Source organism: Sphingopyxis sp. C-1 (assembly GCF_001047015.1).
Classification (GTDB): domain Bacteria; phylum Pseudomonadota; class Alphaproteobacteria; order Sphingomonadales; family Sphingomonadaceae; genus Sphingopyxis.
Window position 1 is genome coordinate 316,849 of sequence record NZ_BBRO01000002.1, and the last position, 22,317, is coordinate 339,165.

21 protein-coding genes are annotated in these 22,317 nt (G+C 65.0%); 6 read left to right on the forward strand and 15 right to left on the reverse strand.

The window, feature by feature from the left end; genetic code table 11:
• Positions 1-25: 25 nt before the first annotated feature.
• The 8 genes from SC1_RS16050 to mdh form a co-directional block, all read right to left on the reverse strand.
• Positions 26-655, reverse strand: a complete 630-nt coding sequence (locus SC1_RS16050; protein WP_370568753.1) for a trimeric intracellular cation channel family protein — start codon at positions 653-655, stop codon at positions 26-28.
• A gap of 10 nt (positions 656-665) precedes the next feature.
• On the reverse strand, positions 666-2,003 hold the full coding sequence (locus tag SC1_RS16055; protein ID WP_062184899.1) for an amidohydrolase: 1,338 nt from the start codon (positions 2,001-2,003) through the stop codon (positions 666-668).
• A 25-nt stretch (positions 2,004-2,028) separates the two neighbouring features.
• Positions 2,029-3,426: a dihydrolipoyl dehydrogenase gene (gene lpdA, locus SC1_RS16060; RefSeq protein ID WP_062184902.1), complete on the reverse strand. Its 1,398-nt coding sequence runs from the start codon at positions 3,424-3,426 to the stop codon at positions 2,029-2,031.
• 49 nt (positions 3,427-3,475) lie between these two features.
• A complete protein-coding gene (locus tag SC1_RS16065; protein ID WP_062184907.1) occupies positions 3,476-3,793 on the reverse strand; it encodes a hypothetical protein in 318 nt (105 codons plus the stop codon).
• Positions 3,794-3,797: 4 nt separating this feature from the next.
• Positions 3,798-5,048, reverse strand: coding sequence for a 2-oxoglutarate dehydrogenase complex dihydrolipoyllysine-residue succinyltransferase (gene odhB / locus SC1_RS16070; RefSeq protein ID WP_062184910.1), 1,251 nt, complete (start codon positions 5,046-5,048; stop codon positions 3,798-3,800).
• 33 nt (positions 5,049-5,081) lie between these two features.
• On the reverse strand, positions 5,082-7,904 hold the full coding sequence (locus SC1_RS16075; protein ID WP_062184913.1) for a 2-oxoglutarate dehydrogenase E1 component: 2,823 nt from the start codon (positions 7,902-7,904) through the stop codon (positions 5,082-5,084).
• A gap of 82 nt (positions 7,905-7,986) precedes the next feature.
• Positions 7,987-8,877 (reverse strand): succinate--CoA ligase subunit alpha, encoded by an 891-nt coding sequence (gene sucD, locus SC1_RS16080; protein WP_058455589.1) that lies wholly within the window; start codon positions 8,875-8,877, stop codon positions 7,987-7,989.
• A gap of 62 nt (positions 8,878-8,939) precedes the next feature.
• Positions 8,940-9,902: a malate dehydrogenase gene (gene mdh / locus SC1_RS16085; protein ID WP_062184916.1), complete on the reverse strand. Its 963-nt coding sequence runs from the start codon at positions 9,900-9,902 to the stop codon at positions 8,940-8,942.
• A 386-nt stretch (positions 9,903-10,288) separates the two neighbouring features.
• Here mdh and SC1_RS16090 point away from each other — a divergent pair, with 386 nt between their 5' ends.
• The gene (locus SC1_RS16090) at positions 10,289-11,332 is read left to right on the forward strand and encodes a hypothetical protein (protein WP_062184919.1); all 1,044 of its coding nucleotides are present in this window, start codon (positions 10,289-10,291) and stop codon (positions 11,330-11,332) included.
• Here SC1_RS16090 and zapE read toward each other — a convergent pair.
• Genes zapE through SC1_RS16110 form a run of 4 tightly spaced genes read right to left on the reverse strand, consistent with a single transcriptional unit; the run spans position 11,303 to position 14,671 of the window.
• Positions 11,303-12,424 carry a cell division protein ZapE gene (gene zapE, locus SC1_RS16095; RefSeq protein ID WP_062184921.1) on the reverse strand — a complete coding sequence of 374 codons (1,122 nt, stop codon included), beginning with the start codon at positions 12,422-12,424 and terminating at the stop codon, positions 11,303-11,305. The two genes, SC1_RS16090 and zapE, sit on opposite strands and share 30 nt — an antisense overlap.
• Entirely contained in the window at positions 12,421-12,912 is a 492-nt protein-coding gene (locus SC1_RS16100) for a PaaI family thioesterase (RefSeq protein ID WP_062184924.1), read from the reverse strand. The genes zapE and SC1_RS16100 overlap by 4 nt, the downstream gene beginning before the upstream one ends.
• Entirely contained in the window at positions 12,909-13,889 is a 981-nt protein-coding gene (locus SC1_RS16105) for an MBL fold metallo-hydrolase (protein ID WP_062184927.1), read from the reverse strand. The genes SC1_RS16100 and SC1_RS16105 overlap by 4 nt, the downstream gene beginning before the upstream one ends.
• Positions 13,889-14,671, reverse strand: coding sequence for a succinate dehydrogenase iron-sulfur subunit (locus SC1_RS16110; protein WP_062184930.1), 783 nt, complete (start codon positions 14,669-14,671; stop codon positions 13,889-13,891). Before SC1_RS16110 ends, SC1_RS16105 begins: the two co-directional genes overlap by 1 nt.
• Before the next feature lie 62 nt (positions 14,672-14,733).
• Here SC1_RS16110 and SC1_RS16115 point away from each other — a divergent pair, with 62 nt between their 5' ends.
• Genes SC1_RS16115 through SC1_RS16135 form a run of 5 tightly spaced genes read left to right on the forward strand, consistent with a single transcriptional unit; the run spans position 14,734 to position 19,712 of the window.
• Positions 14,734-16,344: a lipopolysaccharide biosynthesis protein gene (locus SC1_RS16115; protein ID WP_238586751.1), complete on the forward strand. Its 1,611-nt coding sequence runs from the start codon at positions 14,734-14,736 to the stop codon at positions 16,342-16,344.
• Positions 16,341-17,048 carry an HAD-IB family phosphatase gene (locus SC1_RS16120; protein ID WP_062184933.1) on the forward strand — a complete coding sequence of 236 codons (708 nt, stop codon included), beginning with the start codon at positions 16,341-16,343 and terminating at the stop codon, positions 17,046-17,048. Before SC1_RS16115 ends, SC1_RS16120 begins: the two co-directional genes overlap by 4 nt.
• Positions 17,048-18,187, forward strand: a complete 1,140-nt coding sequence (locus SC1_RS16125; protein WP_062184936.1) for a hypothetical protein — start codon at positions 17,048-17,050, stop codon at positions 18,185-18,187. Before SC1_RS16120 ends, SC1_RS16125 begins: the two co-directional genes overlap by 1 nt.
• On the forward strand, positions 18,184-19,287 hold the full coding sequence (locus SC1_RS16130; protein ID WP_062184939.1) for a CDP-alcohol phosphatidyltransferase family protein: 1,104 nt from the start codon (positions 18,184-18,186) through the stop codon (positions 19,285-19,287). Before SC1_RS16125 ends, SC1_RS16130 begins: the two co-directional genes overlap by 4 nt.
• On the forward strand, positions 19,284-19,712 hold the full coding sequence (locus tag SC1_RS16135) for an HIT family protein (RefSeq protein ID WP_062184943.1): 429 nt from the start codon (positions 19,284-19,286) through the stop codon (positions 19,710-19,712). Before SC1_RS16130 ends, SC1_RS16135 begins: the two co-directional genes overlap by 4 nt.
• Here the strand turns inward: SC1_RS16135 and SC1_RS16140 are convergent.
• Genes SC1_RS16140 through SC1_RS16150 form a run of 3 tightly spaced genes read right to left on the reverse strand, consistent with a single transcriptional unit; the run spans position 19,700 to position 22,178 of the window.
• A complete protein-coding gene (locus SC1_RS16140; RefSeq protein WP_062184946.1) occupies positions 19,700-20,464 on the reverse strand; it encodes a sugar phosphate nucleotidyltransferase in 765 nt (254 codons plus the stop codon). The genes SC1_RS16135 and SC1_RS16140 overlap by 13 nt on opposite strands.
• Positions 20,461-21,255 (reverse strand): nucleotidyltransferase family protein, encoded by a 795-nt coding sequence (locus SC1_RS16145; RefSeq protein WP_062184949.1) that lies wholly within the window; start codon positions 21,253-21,255, stop codon positions 20,461-20,463. Before SC1_RS16145 ends, SC1_RS16140 begins: the two co-directional genes overlap by 4 nt.
• Positions 21,252-22,178, reverse strand: coding sequence for an alpha/beta hydrolase (locus tag SC1_RS16150; RefSeq protein ID WP_062184952.1), 927 nt, complete (start codon positions 22,176-22,178; stop codon positions 21,252-21,254). Before SC1_RS16150 ends, SC1_RS16145 begins: the two co-directional genes overlap by 4 nt.
• Positions 22,179-22,317 lie beyond the last annotated feature (139 nt).

The following is a 22,317-nucleotide window of genomic DNA, read 5'->3' on the forward strand; positions in this document are numbered from 1 at the left end:
GACAGAGTTTCTCGATTTGGCAAGTCTATCGGCTTTTGGGATCGCGATAAGCGGGTAGCGCAAGCGACCAGCGGATCGCCGCGCCGCGCAGGATGAAGCCCGCGATCGCGCCCGTCACCGCCGCGACGGGCGTCCCGGTACCAAGCCACTGCAGCAGCAAAAACAGCCCCGACGCGAGCGCCGCCGCGGTCACATAGACTTCGGGCCGCATGATGATCGACGGCACCCCGGCGAGGATGTCGCGGATCGTGCCGCCGACGCAGCCGGTTATCACGCCCATCATCAAGGCAGGCACCGGCGGGACGCCCCACGCCAGCGCCTTCGCCGTCCCGAACACGGCATAGGCAGCAAGGCCCACTGCGTCGGCCCATTCGAGCAATTGTCCCTGCCACCAGCGTTCGGGCGTCAGCCAGACGATCAGCGCGATCGCAATGCATACTGCCGCAATCGCGCCGTCCTGCACCCAAAAAACCGGAGCGCCGATCAGGAGATCGCGCACGCTGCCACCGCCCACCCCGGTCACCAGCGCAAAGAAGGCGGCGGTGACCAGCGTCTGACGCAAACGCACCGCCATCAGCGCGCCCGACAGCGCGAAGACGCCGATGCCGACGAGGTCGAGCAGCCGGACGATCAGCGCATTGTCGATCTCGAACAAGATCGCGTGCCTATTTGGCGTCGGGGCGCACGCCGCCGATGACCGACAGCACGATCGCCGCGACGGCATTCCGGATCACCGGTTCGGCCTTGGGCGCAAAGAAGGGCGAGTGGTTGGTCGGCACCGGCTGGCCCTTGGCCTTCAAATCGGCGAGCACGGCGGGATCATAACCGCCGATCGCGAAATAGAGCGACGGAATGCCCGCATCGACAAACTCCGAATAATCCTCGCTCGCCGACACCGGCGCCGCACTGGCGGGGGCAAATAGCAGCCGCTCGCCGAACACTGGCTTGAGCGTCGCGAGGCCGTTCGCCGCCATCGATTCGTTGTTCACAAGGCTCGCCGTGCCGGTCAGATAGGTGATCGTCGGTTCGGGGGCGTTACCCATCATCGCAGCCGCCTTCGCCGACCGCTCGGCGCCCGAGCGCAGCAACTGTCGCACTTCAGGGGTCAGCGAGCGGATGTTGACTTTCACCTCGGCGCTGTCGGGGATGATGTTGGGGGCGCTACCCGCATTGATCGCACCGATCGTCAGCACGCCGAAGGCGCCCGGGTCCTTCTCGCGGCTGATCACCGTCTGCACATCGGTGACGAAGCGCGCCGCGATCGGGATCGGGTCGAGCGCCATTGAGGGCATCGATCCATGTCCGCCGCGACCGTGGAAGGTGATCGAATAGCTGTCCGATGCCGAGAAGGCCGTGCCCGCCTTGATCGCGATCGTGCCCGTCGGGCCGTTCAGCACATGCGCCGCGAAGCCATAGTCGGGTTTGGGAAAGCGCGTCAGCAGCCCGTCGTCGAGCATCGCTTTCGCGCCTTTCAAAATTTCCTCGGCGGGCTGGCCGATCAGCACCACGGTGCCCGACCAGCTATCGCGCATCGCAGCAAGCGCCTGCGCGACGCCGACAAGATAGGCGACATGCGTGTCGTGGCCGCACGCGTGCATGACGGGCACATCCTTGCCCTCATAGGTCGCGCGCGCTTTGCTCGACCAGGCGAGCCCGGTCTTTTCCTCCATCGGCAGCGCGTCCATGTCGGCGCGGATCAGGATCGTCGGACCTGCGCCATTCTTGAGCACGCCAACGACGCCGGTGCCGCCGACCTTTTCGGTCACGGTGAAGCCCGCCTTGCGGAGATGTTGCGCAAGGATGCCCGCGGTGCGGACCTCCTGCAGCCCAAGTTCGGGATTCTGGTGGAGATCCCTATAGAGCGCGTCGAGCGCTGGGTAATTTTTGTCGAGCAGCGCCGTCAGCCGCGCATTCGCGGCATTTAGATCGGGTGCCGCCTGCGCGCTGGTCGCCATGAGGGATAGGGTCAGCGAAGCCGCTGCCCAGAGCCCGTGCTTCGCCATCATTCTCTCTCCCCCATTTAGTTCATCAGACGTGGATCGGTTTGCCCGTCACCGCCATCGCGGCTTCCTTGATCGCCTCGCTGTGCGTCGGATGCGCGTGGCAGGTGTAAGCGATATCTTCCGACGTCGCACCGAATTCCATCGCCTGCGCGGCCTGCGCGATCATCGTGCCGGCGACGCTTGCGATGCACCACACGCCAAGCACGCGGTCGCTCTTGGCGTCGGCGATCACCTTCACAAAACCGTCGGGCTCATGATTGGTCTTGGCTCGACTGTTCGCGAGCATCGGGAATTTACCGACCTTCACCTCGCCACGCTCCTTCGCCTGCTCTTCGGTCAGGCCGACGCCGGCGATTTCGGGCCACGTATAGACGACCGACGGGATGACGTCGTGGTTCACGATGCCGGTCAGCCCGGCGATATTCTCGGCGCAGGCGATGCCCTCGTCTTCCGCCTTGTGCGCGAGCATCGGGCCCGGGATCACGTCACCGATCGCCCAGATGCCGGGGACCTGCGTGCTGAAATCATGGTCGGTTTCGATCTGGCCGCGCTGGTTGACCGCGAGGCCCGCCTTGTCGAGCGCCAGGCCGTCGGTGTTCGGGCGGCGCCCGATCGATACCAGCACGACATCGGCCTCGAGCGTTTCGGCGTCACCGCCAGCGGCGGGTTCTAGCGTCAGCACGGCCTTCTTGCCCTTGACCGCGGCCGACGTGACCTTGGTCTTGAGCTTGAATTCCATGCCCTGCTTCTTGAAGATCTTGTTCGCTTCCTTGCGGACGTCACCGTCCATGCCGGGCAGGATCTGGTCGAGATATTCGACGACGGTGACCTTGGCGCCCAGACGGCGCCACACGCTGCCGAGTTCGAGCCCGATCACGCCGCCGCCGATGACGACCATGTGACCCGGAACCTTCGCAAGTTCGAGCGCGCCGGTCGAATCGACGATGATCTGCTTGTCGTTATCGACTTCAACGCCCGGAAGCGGCGTCACCGACGAGCCGGTGGCGATGATGATATTCTTGGCGCGCACCGACTTGCCCGCAACCTCGACCGTGTCCTTCGAGGTAAACTGCGCATAGCCCTTCAGCCAGTCGACCTTGTTCTTCTTAAACAAGAATTCGATGCCGCCGGTCAGGCCCTTCACGGCATCCTTGCGCTGGCCGTGCATCGTGCCGAGGTCGAGTTCGGGCTTTACCTTGATGCCCATCGCCGCCATCGCGCCACCCGCTGCAGCCTCGAAATATTCGGACGCATGGAGCATCGCCTTCGAGGGGATACAGCCGACGTTGAGGCAGGTGCCGCCCAGCGTCTCGCGCCCTTCGGCGCACGCGGTCTTGAGGCCAAGCTGCGCCGCGCGGATCGCCGCGACATAGCCGCCGGGGCCGGCACCGATGACAAGGACGTCGTAGTCGTAATCAGCCATGTTCAATCTACCTCAATTTCTGCCTGAGCACCCGGAAGAGCGAATCCGCTCAAATAGGCAGCCCGGATTTCGCAGCGCATGCTTTCATAACCGGGGCCGCCATTTCCTGCGACAGGCCGATCAGTTCCGATGCGCTATATTTCTTGATCAATTCGTCGGCCGTACATTTGCACACCTTGGCGGCAAGGTCTGCCGGCGCCCCGCTACCCTCCGCCGCCGCGCGGCACGATTCACCGAAGCTTTCGACGAAGCTGGTCTTGAGCCCGTCCTCGAACCCCTTCTGCATGCGGCTTTCGCCCTCGCTGCAGCCCGCGAGGGCAGCGGCGAAGGCAAAGGCCAGAATCGGTCGGGCAGAGAGGGCGATCATCGGATCAAAGATCGATCAGAAGGCGCGTCGGATCCTCGATCGCTTCCTTGATCGTCTTGAGGAAGGTCACTGCCTCGCGGCCGTCGATCAGGCGGTGGTCATAGCTCATCGCGAGATACATCATCGGACGGATCACGATCTCTCCATTGCGGACGACCGGACGATCCTCGATGCGGTGGAGGCCGAGCACCGCCGACTGCGGCGGGTTGATGATCGGGGTCGACATCAGGCCGCCGAACACGCCGCCGTTCGAGATGGTGAAGGTGCCGCCGGTCATGTCGTCGATCGTGAGCGTGCCGTCCTTGGCACGCTTGCCAAGGTCGGCAATCGCCTTTTCGATGTCGGCGAACGACAGGCTGTCGGCGTTGCGCACGACGGGAACGACAAGGCCGTTCGGCGCGCTGACCGCGACCGACACGTCGAGATAGTCGTGATAGACGATTTCGTCGCCGTCGATGCGGGCGTTGACCGCCGGAATGTCATGCGCGGCAAGCGCGACCGCCTTGGTGAAGAAGCTCATGAAGCCCAGACGGACGCCGTGCTTCTTTTCGAAGCTTTCGCGATATTTGTCGCGCGTCGCCATCACCGCCGACATGTCGACGTCGTTGAACGTCGTCAGCATCGCGGCGGTATCCTGCGCGGCCTTCAGACGCTTTGCGATCGTCTGGCGCATACGCGTCATCTTGACGCGCTCTTCGTGGCGACCGGGGGTGCCGCTTGCGACAGGCGCGGCAGCGGCAGCAGCGGGAGCCGGGGCGGCAGCGGGCGCGTTGTTCGCGGCGGCGAGCACATCTTCCTTGGTCAGGCGGCCGTCCTTGCCGCTGCCCTGAATCTTCGTGGGGTCGACGCCATGCTCGAGCACGAGGCGGCGAACCGCGGGCGACATGGTCGTGACCGTGTCGACGCTTTCGCCGGCGGGTGCTGCGGTCGCGGCAGGCGCAGGCGCAGCAGCTTCGGCCTTGGCAGCCGGTGCGGGAGCAGGCGCGGCGGCGGCAGGTGCCGGAGCAGCGGCCGCACCGCCGGCCTCGATCGTCGCGATCGCCGCGCCGACATTGACCGTATCGCCGACCGCGGCGAGCTGCTGGCCCATCACGCCGGCAACGGGCGAGGGAACCTCGACCGCAACCTTGTCGGTTTCAAGGCTCGCGATGGGCTCGTCGAGCGCAACGGCTTCGCCGGGCTTTTTCAGCCATTCGCCGATCGTCGCTTCGGTAACGCTTTCGCCCAGCGTGGGGACTTTGACTTCGGTGCTCATAGGTGCAGTTCCTTGGGGACTTAAGCTTTGGGCTCAGGCTTTGTTCTTGGTACGGCGGATTTCGGCGCGAACCGACAGGCCGAGCGCATCGGCGACGAGAGCCGACTGTTCGGTCTGGTGACGGCTCATCAGGCCCGTCGCGGGCGAGGCCGCAGCGGCACGGCCGGCGTAGCGCGGCCGCATGCCCTTGTGGCCGGCATTGGTCAGCGCTTCCTCGATCAGTTCATTGACGAAGAACCAGGCACCATTGTTGCGCGGCTCTTCCTGCGCCCAGACGACCTCTTCGAGGTTCGGCATCCGCTTCAGGCGGACGCTGAGCGGCTCACCCGGGAAGGGATAGATCTGCTCGACGCGCACGATCGTGGTGTCGGCGAGGCCTGCGGCATCGCGCGCTTCCATCAGGTCGTAGCCGACCTTGCCCGAGCAGAGGACGACGCGCTTGACGTCCTTGTCGGCGGGCGGCGTGCGATCCGACATCAGGCGGCGGAAATGCGCGTCGCCGATGAAGTCCGAACGCTGCGACACCGCCAGCTTGTGACGGAGCAGCGACTTCGGCGTCATGATGATGAGCGGCTTGCGGAACGGACGCAGCATCTGACGGCGCAGGACGTGGAAATAGTTCGACGGGGTCGAAATATTGCACACCTGGATGTTGTCGCCGGCGCAGAGTTGCAGGAAGCGCTCGAGACGCGCCGAGCTATGTTCCGGCCCCTGCCCTTCATAACCGTGCGGCAGCAGCAGCACGAGTCCGTTGGCGCGCAGCCATTTGGCTTCGCCCGACGCGATGAACTGGTCGATCATGATCTGCGCGCCGTTGGCGAAGTCGCCGAACTGCGCTTCCCAGAGCACGAGGCTCTTCGGATCGGCCATCGCATAGCCATATTCGAAGCCGAGCACGCCATATTCGGACAGCGGGCTGTCGAGCACTTCGAACCGGCCGTGCGGCACGGTCGTCAGCGGGACATATTTATCCTCGGTCCTCTGGTCGACCCAGACCGCGTGACGCTGGCTGAAGGTGCCGCGCCCCGAATCCTGACCCGACAGGCGGACCTGATAGCCTTCGCTGAGCAACGTACCAAAGGCGAGGCTTTCGGCGGTCGCCCAGTCGAACACTTCGCCGTCGCTCTTGTCGGCGAACATCGCGCCGCGTGCGTCGATCACGCGGCGAAGCGTCTTGTGGACTTCGACGTCGGCGGGGATCGTCGTCAACGTGCGGCCGATCGAATCGAACAATTTGTCCGAGACGCCGGTCGCAATATTGCGGCGCGCATTTTCGGGATCGGCAGGGGCGTGCAGCCCCGACCAGCGGCCCGCGAACCAGTCGGCCTTGTTGGGCTTATAGCTCTTGGCCGCTTCGAAATCATCTTCGAGACGCGTGGTGAATTCAGCGCGGCGGGCATCCGCCCAGCCCGCGTCGATCACGCCTTCAGCCTCCAGCTTCGCGGCGCAAAGCTGCGACACCGGCGGATGCTGGCGAATGACGCCGTACATCAGCGGCTGGGTGAACGAAGGCTCGTCGCCTTCGTTATGGCCGAAGCGGCGATAGCACCACATGTCGATCACGACATCGCGCTTGAACTGCTGGCGGAAATCGATCGCAAGCTTGCACGCAAAGGTCACCGCTTCGGGATCGTCGCCGTTGACGTGCAGGATCGGCGCCATCACGCCCTTTGCGACGTCCGACGGATAGGGCGACGAGCGCGCGAACTGCGGGCTGGTCGTGAAACCGATCTGGTTGTTGACGATGAAGTGGATGCAGCCGCCGGTATTATAACCGCGGATGCCCGAGAAGCCGAGGCATTCCCAGACGATCCCCTGCCCCGCGAACGCCGCGTCGCCGTGGATCAGCACGGGCAGCACCTGCTCATGCTTTTCAAGGTCGTCGCGCACGACCTGCTGCGCGCGGACCTTGCCGAGAACGACCGGGTCAGCGGCTTCGAGGTGCGAGGGGTTGGGAACGAGAGACATATGCACCGACGCACCGCCGAACTCGCGGTCGGTCGAGGTGCCGAGGTGATATTTGACGTCGCCCGAGCCGCCGATGTCGTCGGGGTTCGCCGATCCGCCGGCGAATTCGTGGAAAATCACCTGATAGGGCTTTGCCATGACGTTCGCGAGCATGTTGAGGCGCCCGCGGTGCGCCATGCCATAGACGATCTCGCGCACGCCGTACTGGGCGCCATATTTGATGATGGCTTCCATCGCGGGGATCATGCTCTCGCCGCCGTCGAGGCCGAAACGCTTGGTACCGACATATTTGCGCGCGAGGAATTTCTCCCACTCCTCGGCCTGGATCACCTTGCTCAGGATGGCGCGCTTGCCCTCGACCGAGAATTCGATGATCTTGTCGGCGCCTTCCATCCGTTCCTGCAGGAACTGCCGCTCCTCGATGTCCGCGATGTGCATATATTCGAGGCCGACGTTGCCGCAGTAATTGGCGCGCAGGATCGCGACGATCTCGCGCACCGTCGCACGCTCGAGGCCGAGCGCGCCGCCGAGCCACACCGGACGGTCGAGGTCGGCACCGACGAAGCCGTGATATTCGGGCGTGAGGTCGGCGGGCAGTTCGCGCTGGCTGAGGCCGAGCGGATCGAGGTTGGCGGCAAGATGCCCGCGCACGCGATAGGTGCGGATCAGCATCATCGCGCGGATCGAATCGTCCGCTGCGCGCTCGACTTCGGCGTTCGACAGCGGGGCGCCCGCCTTGGCGGCGGCGGCCTTCACCGCGACCTGCATCTGCTGCGGGTCGAGCGCGGCGGTCAGGTCGTCGCTGTCGATCTGGGGCCAGTTCTTCGGCGCCCAGCTCGGGCCGGCCTGCGGCTCGTCGATGTCGAAGCTTTGTCGTTCGAGGTTCATCTGCTTTTCCACGGGGAGGTAGGGGTGGGTTTCATATGGGGAGCGGAGGCCCGCCGGCAAAGGGTGCCGGCGGGCCGTCCGATCAGACGCGTTCCTTCAGCACTTCGGCAAGCGTCGTGCCAAGTTCCGACGGGCTCGCCGACACCTTGATGCCTGCGGCTTCCATCGCCGCGATCTTGCTTTCGGCGTCGCCCTTGCCGCCCGACACGATCGCGCCGGCATGGCCCATGCGGCGGCCCGGAGGCGCCGTGCGGCCCGCGATGAAGCCGGCCATCGGCTTTTTGCGGCCGCGCTTGGCTTCGTCGATCAGGAACTGTGCGGCCTGCTCTTCGGCGTCGCCGCCGATTTCGCCGATCATGATGATCGACTTGGTCGCTTCGTCGGCGAGGAAGAGTTCGAGCACGTCGATGAAGTTCGTGCCGTTGACCGGGTCGCCGCCGATGCCGACCGCGGTGGTCTGGCCCAGGCCGACGTTCGAGGTCTGGAACACGGCTTCATAGGTGAGCGTGCCCGAGCGCGAGACGACGCCGACGCTGCCCTTCTTGAAGATGTTGCCGGGCATGATGCCGATCTTGCACTCTTCGGGGGTCAGGACGCCGGGGCAGTTCGGGCCGATCAGGCGCGACTTCGAACCCGAAAGCGCGCGCTTCACCTTGACCATGTCGAGCACCGGAATGCCTTCGGTGATCGCGACGATCAGCTCGATCTCGGCATCGATCGCCTCGAGGATCGAATCGGCGGCGAACGGCGGCGGCACATAGATGACCGATGCGGTCGCGCCGGTCGCGTGCTTCGCTTCCTCGACCGTGTTGAACATCGGCAGGCCGATGTGCGTCGTGCCGCCCTTGCCCGGGGTCACGCCGCCGACCATCTGCGTGCCATAGGCGAGCGCCTGTTCGGTGTGGAAAGTGCCGGTGGCACCGGTCATCCCTTGCGTGATGACCTTGGTATTCTTGTCGATGAGGATGGACATATTCTATTCTCCTGGGGAGAGCCGGCCGGCCCGACGCAAAGCGTCTGGCCAGCCAAAAGGGATCAGGCGAGGCTGGGATCCAGCGCCTTGCACGCGTCGAGCAGTTCCTTGACCGCGTCGACCGAGACCTGCAGGCCGGCCTTGTCGGCATCGTCCAGTTCGATTTCGACGATCTTTTCGACGCCGCCGGCACCGATCACGACGGGCACGCCGACATACAGGCCGTCGAGGCCGTACTGGCCGTCGACATAAGCGGCCGAAGGCAGGATGCGCTTCTGGTCACCCAGATAGGCTTCAGCCATCGCGATGCCTGAGGCTGCGGGCGCATAGAAGGCCGAGCCGGTGCCGAGCAGCGCGACGATTTCGCCGCCGCCGCCGCGCGTGCGCTTGACGATCGCGTCGATTTTTTCCTGCGACGACAGGCCCATCTTGACGAGGTCGGGAACGGGGATGCCGTTGACGGTCGAGTAACGGACGACGGGAACCATCGTGTCGCCGTGGCCGCCGAGCACGAAGGTGTTCACGTCCTTTACCGACACGTCGAACTCGTCGGCGATGAAGTGGCTGAAGCGCGCCGAATCGAGCACGCCGGCCATGCCGACGACCTTGTTGTGCGGCAGACCCGAGAATTCGCGCAGCGCCCACACCATGGCATCGAGCGGGTTGGTGATGCAGATGACGAAGGCGTCGGGGGCGTTGGCCTTGATGCCTTCGCCGACGGCCTTCATGACCTTCAGGTTGATGCCGAGCAGGTCGTCGCGGCTCATGCCCGGCTTGCGGGCCACACCGGCGGTGACGATGATGACGTCGGCGCCGGCAATGTCGGCATAGTCGTTCGAGCCGGTGATCTTCGCGTCAAAGCCAGCGATCGGGCCGACCTGCGACAGGTCGAGCGCCTTGCCCTGCGGCACGCCCTCGACGACGTCGAACAGGACGACGTCGCCCAATTCCTTCTGCGCGGCGAGCAGCGCCAACGTTCCGCCGATATTCCCGGCTCCGATCAAAGCGATCTTCTTGCGTCCCATGGCGCGCGGCACTCCCTTCCTGGCAAGCCCGGCAATTGGTTCACAGACCGGCGGGAGCACGGGCTAAAGCTCCGCTCCGGTCCCAAGACTGGCGACGCCCCTACGCCGATTCCCTTAAGGAAACAACCGCGAAAAGGACGAAAAACAGCCTTTCTTTGCTAATAGTTCGCAATAACTATAAACCTCGTTGCGAGACTCCTGTCCATATGGAAATGGATGCGAAGTACGACAAGCATATGATGATTTCGCGATGCTGACATCTTCCTGTCCCGCGCGAAAGCTGGACCTTCGGCCAGCTTGTTCGCTGCCGCGCATGGTGCATCGGACGGGATATCCCGAGGGCGCCGGTTAACCCTCCCTTATCGCAGCCCTGCTAGGCGCGGGGCGTGACTCGGGCAATCATCAGCTTCGATACCGAATTGTCCGCCGGCCTTTACCAGCGCGGCGCCGACGCGCGCGCCAATTTCGAAAGTTCGATCCTCGGCCGCTGCCGCGACGGCGATTTCGGCATAAATTTTCAGATGGATATGCTCGAACGCCACGGGCTGACCGGGGTTTTCTTCATCGATCCGATGCCGGCGCTGGTCTATGGCCCCGAGGTGATCGACGCGATCGTCCGGCCGGTGGTCGCGCGTGGGCACGAGGTGCAGGTCCATATCCACACCGAATGGCTCGCCTTCGCGCGCTTCAACCCGGTCGGAAGGCTGACCGGCCGCAATATCGGCGATTTCCCCCTCGCCGCGCAGAAAAAACTGATCGCCCTCGCCCGCGACATACTGATGGGCGCAGGCGCACCGAAACCCACCGCCTTTCGCGCCGGCAATTTCGGCGCCAACGACGACACGCTGCGCGCGCTCGCCGCCCTGGGGTTCCGTTTCGATAGCAGCTTCAACGGCGCGTATCAGGGCCATGGATGCGACATCTCACTCGATGCCGGCAATCTTGGCATGCGCACGCATCACGGAGTCTGCGAAGTACCGGTCAGCGGGCTGATGGATACCGCAAGCCGCTTTCGCCCGGCACAGCTTTGCGCGATGTCCGAAGAGGAAATGCGCGACGCGCTGGGCCATAGCGCGGCAAGCGGCGCGATCCAGTTTTCGGCGTTCAGCCACAGCTTCGAATTGCTGAGCCGCGACCGCCAGGTTCCCAATGGCCTCGCGATTTCGCGGATGGAGGCGCTGTGCCGCGCGGTCGCGGAAGACACGCGCGTCACCAGCGGCGGATTTGCGACGCTGCCCGGACCGCCCGAGCGCCCGGCACGGATCGCAGTCGCGGCGCCGAAGCCGCTGCGCACGCTGCGCCGCACGATCGAACAGGCTTACGGCCATCTGGCGCACGAGGTGCGCTATGTCCGCGACCTCATTTATGTGACGGTCAATTCGTCGCGGTGGGGCAAGATATTAGGCGGCGTCTTCCTGGCCGTGGCCTAGCGCAAGATAGTCGTCGGACTGCATCTCGGCGAGCCGGCTTGCCGTACGTTCGAACTCGAACGCCCCGTCGCCCGCGATATAAAGCTGGTCGGGCATCGCCGCCGCGCTCGCGAGCAGCTTGACCTTATATTCGTACAGCGCGTCGATCAGCGTGACGAACCGCGCCGCCTCGTTGCGGTTTTCAGGCCCCATGCGTGGGATGCCGACGATGATGACGGCGTGGAAATGCCGCGCGACCGCCAGATAATCGGCGGCACCGCGCGCCTCGCCGCAAAGCCTTTTGAACGAAAAGACCGCGACGCCCTTCAATGCCTTCGGAACATGGAGCGTCCGCCCGCCACCGACATCGAGTTCGAGCGTCGGGACATGCGCGCGATCCTCGGGCGGATAGTCGGTCAGGCGGAAGAAGGCGGCCGACAGTGCCGCGCTCGCCGCATCGTCGGCGGGAACGAACCAGCGCGCGCCGTCGCCGAGCCGGTCGCGGCGATAGTCGGTCGGACCGTTCAAACTCATCACGTCGAGCCGTTCCTCGACGAGCGCGATGAAGGGCAGGAAATGCTCGCGATTGAGCCCATCCTTATAGAGATCTTTCGGCGGGCGGTTCGAGGTCGCGACCATCGTCACCCCGCGGTCGATCAGCGCGGTGAACAGGCGCGAGAGGATCATCGCATCGGCGCTGTTGTTCACGACCATCTCGTCAAAGGCGAGGCAGCGCGTGTTTTCGGCGAGTGCGTCGGCGACAAGCGGGATCGGGTCGCCGCTCTCACTCTTGCGCACCTCGCGCATCCGCGCGTGAACGTCGAGCATGAAGGCGTGGAAATGGACGCGCCGCTTCCGCTGGATGGCGAGTTGGTCGTAGAATAAATCCATCAGCATCGACTTGCCGCGCCCGACCGCACCCCACAGATAGACGCCGCGCAGCGCCTCGGGCTTGCGGCCTGTCAGCCGCCAGAGCAGGCTGCCGCGCTTCGGCACCGCTTCGAGTTCGGCCTGCAGCCGGTTCAGCCGCTCGGCGGCGGCGCGCTGTTCTGGATCGGCGCGAAGTTCGCCTGCCGCGACGAGCGCGTCATAGGCCGCAAGGACGGTGGTCACTTGTTGCTTGCCTTGCGGATCGTCCCGGCGAAGCTCAGCACGATATGGCTGTCGCCCTCGCCCTGCACGACGAGCCCGCGCAGGAAGATCAGCCGCCCGGTCTCGCGCACCAGCTCGACCACCGCGTCGAGCGGCTCGCCCACGCGGCCCGCACCGACGAACTGCGTCGAGAGGTCGAGTGTCACCGAATGGCCGGCATTGAGCGAACCGAACTGATGCGACGCCGCGAACAGCGCGATATCGACGAGCGCCAACGTTACCGCGCCATGTACATTATCGCCGAGGTTGCTGTGCTTACGTTCGGGCAGCATCCGCACCCGCGCGCACGGGCGACCATCGGCGGTCGGCGGTTCGACCCGCACCGTCAGCGGCTCGATGAAGCTGTTGAACCGCGTCGCGTCCTTGAGATCCCAGCTGATCCAGCCGCCATCCAGTTCCTCGGCGCTGAAATATTCGCGGCGCTTCGGTTCCTCGATCCCGTCGTTCATACCTTGCAATATCCGTCCAATTTCTTCGAGCGCACAAGCTCGCCATAATAATCGGCCATCGCCTTCGCCCGCGCGGTATCGCTGCCGATCCATTTTGCAGCGCCCGCGAGCCAGCCGGCTGAACAGGTCTCAAGCGCGCCCGTTCCGTTGGCGCAAGCGATAAAATCGCCGAACGCAACGCGCCAGCGGTTGAAATCGGCGATTGCCATGATCGGTCCGTGGCCGGGCACGATCTGCTCGGCGCCCGACGCGGCGACCGCATCGAGCGCATTCAACCAGCCTTCGGGACAGGCCGTGTCGAGGAAGGGGACGGGAACGGTCACCAGATCGCCGACGATCGCACGCTTCTCCGCCGCATCGTAAATCCAGAGGTCGCGTTCGGTCACGGCATGGGGCGCGACGCGCAGCGACAGCGGCCGGCCCGCAATCGCCAGGTCGCGCGATTCGTCGACTATAACGTCGGGCCGCAGCTCGGCGCCGCGCGCGATGGTCGCAAGATCGCCCTCGACCTCCGCAATCGCGCTTGGCGGGATGCTGCCTTCGGCCAGCGCCTTGCGCGACGATTCAGCGCTCTTCGCGAGGAAGCCAGCCAACGCGCCGTCGATCGCCGACGTGCCATAGACTTTGATATCGGGAAAGGCCGCTTTGAGCTCGGGATTGCCGCTGACATGATCGAGATGCCAGTGCGTGTTGATGATCGCGACGGGCGTCATGCCGATCCCGCTCAACCCCTGCTTGATCGCCGTCAGATGCTCGGCATGGCGCCCTGTGTCGATGACAAAGGCGCCCTCGGGCCCGTAAAGGATCAGGCTGTTACCGTCGGGCGAGCGGCCGGGGTCGAAGCCGCCGCCGACCAGAAAGGTCGCCCCGCCAATGCCATGCGCATAGGTGCGCGGCATCGCGGCATATTCGACCTTGGGATTGGCGGCGCAGCCGACGAGCGCCAGCGCGAACAGCGCCGGCAGCCACCGCCGCATCAGACGTGCCGCTCGGCTTCCAGCTTCTTGATCTCGGCGATCGCGCGCGCGGGGCTCAGGCCCTTGGGGCAGGCGTTCGCGCAGTTCATGATCGTGTGACAGCGATAGAGGCGGAACGGATCTTCCAGCTCGTCAAGCCGCTCGCCGGTCATTTCGTCGCGGCTGTCGGCCAGCCAGCGATACGCCTGAAGCAGGATCGCGGGGCCGAGGAACTTGTCGCTGTTCCACCAATAGCTCGGGCAGCTCGTCGAGCAGCAGGCGCACAGGATACACTCGTAGAGGCCGTCGAGCTTCTCGCGCTCTTCGGGCGACTGCAGCCGTTCCTTGCCGCTCGGCGTCGTCGTCTTGGTCTTGAGCCAGGGCTCGATCGACGCATATTGCGCATAGAAATGCGTGAAGTCGGGGACGAGATCCTTGATGACATCCATCGAGGGCAGCGGGGTGATCGTGATGTCGCCCTTCAGATCCTCGATCGCGGTCGTACAGGCGAGACCGTTCTTGCCGTTCATGTTCATCGAACAGCTACCGCAGATGCCCTCGCGGCACGAACGGCGGAAGGTCAGCGTCGAATCCTGCTCGCTCTTCATCTTGATGAGCGCATCGAGCACCATCGGGCCGCATTTTTCGGTGTCGATCTCGAACGTGTCGAAATGCGGATTCTGGCCCTTGTCGGGGTCGTACCGATAGACCTTGAATTTCTTCACGGCGGTCGCGCCCTCGGCCTTGTGGACGTTGCCCGTCTTTTGCGGGCGGCTGTTCTTGGGCAGGACAAATTGAGCCATATCGCGGTCTTCCCTATGCAATTGCGCGCTGCCTAGACCCGATTGCCGGAGTCGACAAGGGGGTGAAGCGGGGTGATCGCGCGAAAGCCGCTGGCGGCGCAGCGGACGAGCCGCTAGGTGCGGCAACGATGAGCGAAGACGTCGCCCAACCCGCCATAACCAGCCGCAGCGTCGCGCGCGGGCTCGGCACGACCGTGCTGGCGCGCCTCGGCGCAGTGGTCGAGATCGTCGCGCAACCGCTCTACGTGCTGATGTTCGGCCTTGCGGGCTATGGTCTCTATGCCGTGCTGTGGGCGGCCGTGAACCTGCTCGAAAATATCTTCGACCTTGGCATGACGAGCGCGATGCAGCGCACGGTACCGCAATCGGCAAGCGATGCCGAGGCCGCAGCGGCGTTGCGCACCGCAATGGTCTTTGGCGTCGGCCCATGCATCGTCGTCGCGGCCATCATAGCCGTCTTTGCCGCCGATCTCGGCCCGCTGCTGAACGTCGCGGACCATGATCGCGAACTCGTCACCCCCGCGATCCGTACCTTCATATGGGCGCTGCCGCTGTGGGCTTTTGTCGAAATCGCGACATCGGCGCTGCGTGCGCGCATGGTGTTCGGCGCCGAAATCAGACTGCGGATCGTATGGGAACAGGTGATGCGGCTGGTGTTCGCCGGACTGTTCTTTGCCGGTGGCCTCGGCCTCGAAGGCCTATTCATGGCGCATCTCTGTTCCCTGGCGGGGACGGCCGCGCTCAGCATTCGCCTGCTCGCGCGTCATTATAGCTTTGCTGACGTCGCCCGCCCGCCAAAGGTCGGCAATACGGCGCGCGACACCTTCTGGGCCGGTCTTTCCATCCTGCCGTCCAACATCATCGGGCGGTTGTTTGGCGACGCACCGGCGCTAATCCTCAATCTCCTGCTTCCAGGGGCGGCGGGCGCCGCCGCGGCGGGCCTCTTCACGATCGCGCGCAAACTGTCGAGCGTCGTTCAGTTGGTTCGCATCGCCTTCACCTATGTCATGGCGCCGCTCGCCGCGAGCGCCGAACGCGAGGACCGGCGGCAAGTCGCCGACATCTACGCCTATGCGACGCGGCTGATCTCGGCGATCGCGCTACCGCTCGCCGCAGTGCTCGCAGCGGGTAGCGCGTCGTTGCTCGGGTTGTTCGGACACGGAGCGCTGACAGCCCAAGCCGCACTCGTCATCTTGCTGTTCGCGCGCGCCGCCGAAGCGGTGCTCGGCATTTCGTCACCGGTGCTGCAGGTCGTCGCCGCGTTCCGGCAGCAACTCACCGCGAGCATCGTTGGCGTCGCGGTTGCGATCGGTTCGGGGTGGCTGATCGTCGGCCATCTCGATCCGCTGACCGGCGTTACGCTGGCGACCGCCATCGGTCTCGTCGTGATGGCCGCGATCCCGACGCTCCAGCTCGCAATCACCGAAAAGCTCCAGCCCTTTGACGCGCAGTTTCCGGCGGTGGCGCTGCGCGGAATTGCAATCACGCTCGTCGCGGGCACGGTGGCCGTGCTCGTCGACCTCCTCCCTGACTGGCTTTCCCTGCCGCTGCTCCTCCTGACCGCGGTGGCTTCGATCTGGCTGGCCCTCCGCTTTGCGCTGCCGCTTGCCGATCGCATGTCGCTGGGGAAGACCGGCCGCAAACTCCGACTGTTCAAACACGAAGACGCATGACCGACCCGCTACCCATCCGTATCGCGATCTACGATCTCGACCGCACCGTGCTGCGCACCCCCACCTTCACGCTGTTCCTGCTGTGGGCCGCATGGCGCGAGGCCGCATGGCGCCTGCTGCTGCTCCCCGCGCTCGCCGCGCTGATGATCGGTTACGCCCTGCGCCTTTACGGCCGCGACCGCTTCAAGCCCGCCTCGATCCGCCTGATGCTGGGCGGAGCGATCACGCCTGCGCGCGCCGAAAGCCTCGCCGCCGCCTTTGCCGCCTGGCGCGTCCCGCGCGACGTACCGCCGGGAGCAGCCGCCTGTATCAAGCGCGACCGGGCCGAGGGATATCGACTGCTGATGGCGACCGCGGCGCCCGAATTTTATGCAGGCGCGATAGCCGATGCGCTGGGCTTCGACGCCATTGTCGCCTCGCGCCACCTCCGCGACAGTGCGGGCAACTGGCTTCCCATGCTCGACGGGCCGAATTGCTATGGCGATGAAAAAGCGCGGCGGGTTGCGGAATGGCTCGCGGCCAACGCCAAGGACGGGACCGCCCATATCCGGGCCTATTCGGACCATGTCAGCGACGCGCCAACCTTTGCGCTCGCTAGCGAAGCCTGGCTCGTCGGGCGCGGCGACAAGTATGTCCGGCTGGCCGCAAAATATGGCTGGCATGCCGCCGATTTCGAGGATGCAGCGGTGGCCGAGGTCCGTTGATGCGCATCCTGTTCCTCTTCATCGGTGAGCCACATCACGTCTTCCACGCACTGCCCGTTGCCGCCGAAATGGCCGCCGCAGGACAGGCGGTCGAAGTCGCCGTCGCAAGCCCGGACCATCTGCGCGTCGTCGAACAGGTCACACACGCCTACCCGGGGTTTGCGCCGCACATCACCCTGCTTGGCCAGAGGGGTTTCGCCCGCTGGCTGCGCGATAAGGGATTGTTCCGGCACCCACGGCTGCCGATCCTGATCGATGCGCTTCCCTATCTGCGCCAGTTCGACGCGATCGTCGTGCCCGAACGGACGACCACCGCGATCCGGCATTTCCTGCCGCGCAAGACGCGGCTGATCTTTACCCCGCACGGCGCTGGCGACCGCGCGATCATGCTCGATCCGCGCGACCGGCATTTCGATTTCGTCCTCGTCGCGGGGGAAAAGAGCGAACAGCGCCTGATCGACGCCGGGACGATCCAGCCGGGCCGCTATGCGGTCAACGGCTATGTGAAGCTCGACCTGATGCCGCGGCTGCAGGCGACGCGCGAACCGCTGTTCGCAAACGGCCGTCCGACCGTCCTTTATGCGCCGCATTTCAAACGCGACCTGTCGTCGTGGGACCGGTTCGGGCGCGATGTCATCGACTGGTTTTCTGCGCAGGACCGCTATAATCTTGTCGTCGCGCCGCATGTACGCCTGTTCGCCGAAGCGAGCGATGCCGAGCGCGTGGCGGTGACCGAGCTGGCGGTGCCCGGCAAGATAGCGATCGACCTCGCGTCCGACCGACTGTTCGACATGAGCTATACGAGCGGCGCCGACATCTATCTTGGCGACGTCAGCAGTCAGGTTTACGAGTTTCTCGCGACGCAGCGCCCATGCCTTTTTTTGAACGCCTACGGCGTCGAGTGGCGGGGCGATCCCGACTATCTGTTCTGGACGCTCGGCGATGTCGTGAGCGATCTTGCCGACTTGCCTGCGGCGCTCGATCAGGCCCACGCCCGACATCCGCTTTATGCCGCCGCTCAATGCGAAAGGCTGGCGGAATCGATCGGCGGCAACCCGGAGGGCGCGGCGCGGCGCGGCGCCGAAGCGATCCTCCGCTTCCTTGCAATGGACGCCGGGCAGGATAAGAGCGGCAGATGACCGACGCCAAGTCCCTGCCCGCCCTGACGCCGATCGGCGAAAATTCGACCTTGCTGTGGGGCATGACCAATGCCGAGCGGCTGCGGCGGCTGGCCCGCGCCGAAGGTTTGCCCGAGAGCGTCGGCCCGTCGGGCGCGCAGCTCTACGTCAATCTCGATTATGTCTTCGACCCCGTGTGGCTTCGCCATATCCTGACGCTGCCCGGCACCGTGGTCATGGACGGCGACGCGCTGGTGATGGCGCATCTGACCGGCGGCATGCGGGCCGAGGATATCGCGGCACACCGCGATACGCTGACGATCATCGACTATCGGGGCAATCCGCAAATCTACAACCGCCAGCTCCGCAAGCTCGACTGCCCCTTCATCCAGCGGCTGACGCCTGAAACGCGGCGCGAGATCGAGCGGAAGAGCTATTTCGGCGCGTACAAAGGCGTCACCGATGCGCTGACCAAATATCTGTGGCCCGAACTCGCGCTGTGGCTGACGCGCGGCGCCGCGAGTATCGGCATGACCCCGAATATGGTCACTGCGATCGGCGCAACGCTCTGCGTCTATGTGACCTATTTGTTCGCCTATGGCCATTATTGGGAAGGCATGCTCGCGGGCTTCATCTTCATGGTGCTCGACACCGTCGACGGAAAGCTCGCGCGCTGCACGATCACCTCGTCGAAATGGGGCAATGTCGCCGACCATGGCGTCGACCTGGTCCACCCGCCCTTCTGGTGGTATTTCTGGGGCGTCGGGCTCGGCACATGGGGCCTTGCGCTGTCGAACCAGACCTTCCTGCTCGTCATGCTCGCCGTCGTCGCAGGCTATATACTCCAGCGCGTGATCGAGGGGCTGTTCATCAAGGATTTCGGCATGGATATCCATGTCTGGCAAAAGTTCGACAGCCAGTTCCGGCTGGTCACCGCGCGGCGCAACCCCAATTTCGCGATACTCTTTCTCGCGACGCTAGCCGGCCGCCCCGATACCGGCCTGATCGCAGTTGCCTGGTGGACCGTCATTTCGCTGGTCGTCCACGCCGTGCGACTGGTGCAGGCCTATGCCGTGAAGCGTTCGGGTCGCCCGATCGTGAGCTGGATGGAGGAAGCATGAACCAGACCATCGCCAAATTCGGCCACCCAGCGACGCTGATCGCCGAATATGATCATTGGGTCGTCCTGCTGCGCCCCGCGCAGCCGACGCTCGGTGCGCTCGTGTTGGCGGCGAAGTCCGACGCGATAGCCTTCGGCGACCTGCCTGCCGCAGCGCATGCCGAACTCAAAGTGGCGACCGCCGCGATCGAGGGGGCACTGACGCAGGCCGTCGGCTATGCCAAGATCAACTATCTGATGCTGATGATGGTCGACCCGCACGTCCATTTCCACGTGCTGCCGCGCTATGAGGGCGAACGTTCGGGCGCAGGGCTCACGGTCGCCGACGCCGGTTGGCCAGCGCAACCCGATCTCGGGCAGGCCGTGAAGCTCGACGAGGCGCAGATCGCCGCAATCGCCGGCTGGCTCAAACCCTATTTCGCGTAGCGGCCTTCGGCGGCCCATTTCGCAGTAAGCGCATCGGCAGCTTCGACGTCCTGCGGGAAATCGACTTCCTGCCATTCCAGGCCTTCGATCGACACGGTGCCGACACGGTTGCCCTTCGCGATGATGTCGATCGCGCGCAGATACCAGCGCTCGACCCCGTCGGGGGTGCGCATCATCTGGTCGACCTGGTTGCGGAATATCGACGGGCCGTCGCCGACAAAGGCAAGCATGCCGATCGATTCCGCATTGGTGTCTGGCGGCAACAGCCGCTTGCCGATGTGGTGAAGGCGTCCCTCGGCGTCGCGGTTCACCTTCATGTCGTCGTCGTCATAGTCGGCCTTGACGTCGACGGTGACGTTGATCGGCTCGTTCGCGCCCGCGATCAGCTTTGCGACGATTTCGTCCGAGATGATGGTGTCGCCGTTGAGGATGATGAAGTCGCGGTCCATCTCCTCGCGCGCGATCCAGCAGGTGCCAAGATTGTCGGCGACCTGAAAGAAAGGATTGAACAGGGTGCGGATCCGCGCGCCGGTGTCGCGGTAAAGCTGCAGCGCATGATCCTCGACGCGTTCGGTCCGGAAACCCGTGACGACGACGATATCCTTGATCCCGTTCGCGACGAGCGCCGCGACCTGCCAGCTGATGAGGCTGCGGCCGTTGAACTCGATCAGGCATTTGGGGATGTCGCGGGTCAGCGGCAGAAGGCGCGAGCCCTGTCCGGCCGACAGGATGATGGCTTTGTCGATGGTCATAGGGGCTGCCCTATAGCGCCTTGCCGCCGCGCGGCAAATATCGCTTCGATCAGTTCGATGTCTGCGGGCTTGTCGGCATCGATGCACGCCTCGGGTTCGGACATCGGCACGACCTTTGCCCTCAGCCCGAAACGCAGCCCCGCGCGCGCCACGCCCTGCTGGATCGTAAAGAGGCGGAGCAGCGCCCCGATGAGCAGCCACGGGCCGAAAGCGGCCACGATCTTCAGCCCCTTCTTGCGGTCGCGTTCGATGCGCCCCCAGAAATCGAGCAAGGGCAGCACACGGCGTCCGCGCAGCCGGAACATGTTCGCGCCAGACCACCAGCCGCCACGAAATTTCAGCCAAGTGCGCTTCGACTGAGGATAGCGCGCGAGCAGCACGTCGCGCTCGACCATCGCGACCGCGACATCGCTGTCCGTAGCGCCGCCAAGAAATTCGGCGATCATCGACGGCGTAAGCAACACATTGTCGGCGGTGGTGACGAGCAACGGATCGTCGCCCGGCGGCAGCGCGGCGGCAAGCGAGCTGCTGATCCCCTGCCCCGAATCGGCGAAATGCAGGTTGGCGAGCCCGGCCAACCCCGGTTCGGCCGCCAGCTCTGCACTATTCTGCGCCAGGATCGTGATCGCGCCGATTTCGGCCGAGGCGCGAAGCGCTCGCACAACATGGACAAGCATCGCCTGCCCCGCGATCGGCAGCAAGGCTTTGGTCGATACGCCGCTGCCGGTGAGCAATGGGTCGGGACCGGGCCGGCTACCCGCCAGCACGATCGCCGGGATCGGCGCGCTCACTGTGCCGCTTCCGAAGCGGGCGCAATGCGGCGACCGGTCACGCCGCGCAGGAAATCGGTCGCCTCTTCGAGCACCGGCCCCTTGTTCTGGAACGGCGCGGCAAGCGCCATCACGACGCCGGTATGCCCCATGCCGGGATAGATGCGCAGCGTCACCGGACCACCCGCCTTTTCGATCGCCGCGGCGAGGTTCTGGCTGTTGCGCGGGCGCACCGTGTCATCCTCGTCGCCCGTCGCGAGCCACAAAGGCGGCGCATCGCCGCGCGCGAAGTGGATCGGCTGCGTCTTCTCGATCGGCTTGACCTTGCCCATCGCCCGGTCGCCGCGGCCGCCCTTTTCGAGCGGCAGGAAGTCATAGGGTCCGGCGAGTCCCGCGACGCCGCGGATGACCGACGGATCGCTCCTTGCCGCGCGCAGCCATTGCGGGTCGAGCGCCAGCATCGCGGCATTATAGGCGCCCGCCGAATGGCCCATCAACGCGATCCGGTCGGGGTCGCCGCCGAGCTTGGCGATATGCTCGTGCGTCCACGCGACCGCCGCGGCGCTATCTTCGATAAAGTCGGGCCAATGCGCCTTGGGCACAAGGCGATAGTCGGGGATCACGACGACGAAACCCTGCCGCGCCAGCGCGCGTCCGGCAAAACCATAGCTGTCGCGATCACCGCTGTCCCAGCCGCCGCCGTAAAAGAAGACGACCACCGGCAGCCGGTCGTCCGCCTTGGCGTTTTCGGGCACCCAGATGTCGAGCGACTGACGCGGGCCGCGGCCATAGGGCTGATCGGCGAGCAGCAACCGTGCGCCATCGCCCTGCCCGAGCAGCCGGTCGGCCATGTTGAGCGATTTGGCGCCGCCCGCGACGATCATCTTGGCGCCGCCGCCGAACAGCAACACAAGCAACAGCACCACGAAAAGGAATTTGATCAACCGTCGTCCTTTGGAAACCGGCCCCGTCATCATTCGCGCCCTACAGGGCGGCGGTTCCGGGAACAAGCGGGGGCGAAAGGACTGTATCTCAGTTTTTCGTCACCCCGGATCAAGCCTGTCCTGAGCCTGTCGAAGGGTC

Excerpts from the sequence above, each read along its gene's own strand:
- SC1_RS16055 (WP_062184899.1), bottom strand. The coding sequence starts at position 2,003 with ATGGCGAAGCACGGGCTCTGGGCAGCGGCTTCGCTGACCCTATCCCTC.
- lpdA (WP_062184902.1), bottom strand. The coding sequence starts at position 3,426 with ATGGCTGATTACGACTACGACGTCCTTGTCATCGGTGCCGGCCCCGGC.
- SC1_RS16065 (WP_062184907.1), bottom strand. The coding sequence starts at position 3,793 with ATGATCGCCCTCTCTGCCCGACCGATTCTGGCCTTTGCCTTCGCCGCT.
- odhB (WP_062184910.1), bottom strand. The coding sequence starts at position 5,048 with ATGAGCACCGAAGTCAAAGTCCCCACGCTGGGCGAAAGCGTTACCGAA.
- SC1_RS16075 (WP_062184913.1), bottom strand. The coding sequence starts at position 7,904 with ATGAACCTCGAACGACAAAGCTTCGACATCGACGAGCCGCAGGCCGGC.
- sucD (WP_058455589.1), bottom strand. The coding sequence starts at position 8,877 with ATGTCCATCCTCATCGACAAGAATACCAAGGTCATCACGCAAGGGATG.
- mdh (WP_062184916.1), bottom strand. The coding sequence starts at position 9,902 with ATGGGACGCAAGAAGATCGCTTTGATCGGAGCCGGGAATATCGGCGGA.
- SC1_RS16100 (WP_062184924.1), bottom strand. The coding sequence starts at position 12,912 with ATGAACGACGGGATCGAGGAACCGAAGCGCCGCGAATATTTCAGCGCC.
- SC1_RS16105 (WP_062184927.1), bottom strand. The coding sequence starts at position 13,889 with ATGCGGCGGTGGCTGCCGGCGCTGTTCGCGCTGGCGCTCGTCGGCTGC.
- SC1_RS16110 (WP_062184930.1), bottom strand. The coding sequence starts at position 14,671 with ATGGCTCAATTTGTCCTGCCCAAGAACAGCCGCCCGCAAAAGACGGGC.
- SC1_RS16120 (WP_062184933.1), top strand. The coding sequence starts at position 16,341 with ATGACCGACCCGCTACCCATCCGTATCGCGATCTACGATCTCGACCGC.
- SC1_RS16125 (WP_062184936.1), top strand. The coding sequence starts at position 17,048 with ATGCGCATCCTGTTCCTCTTCATCGGTGAGCCACATCACGTCTTCCAC.
- SC1_RS16130 (WP_062184939.1), top strand. The coding sequence starts at position 18,184 with ATGACCGACGCCAAGTCCCTGCCCGCCCTGACGCCGATCGGCGAAAAT.
- SC1_RS16135 (WP_062184943.1), top strand. The coding sequence starts at position 19,284 with ATGAACCAGACCATCGCCAAATTCGGCCACCCAGCGACGCTGATCGCC.
- SC1_RS16140 (WP_062184946.1), bottom strand. The coding sequence starts at position 20,464 with ATGACCATCGACAAAGCCATCATCCTGTCGGCCGGACAGGGCTCGCGC.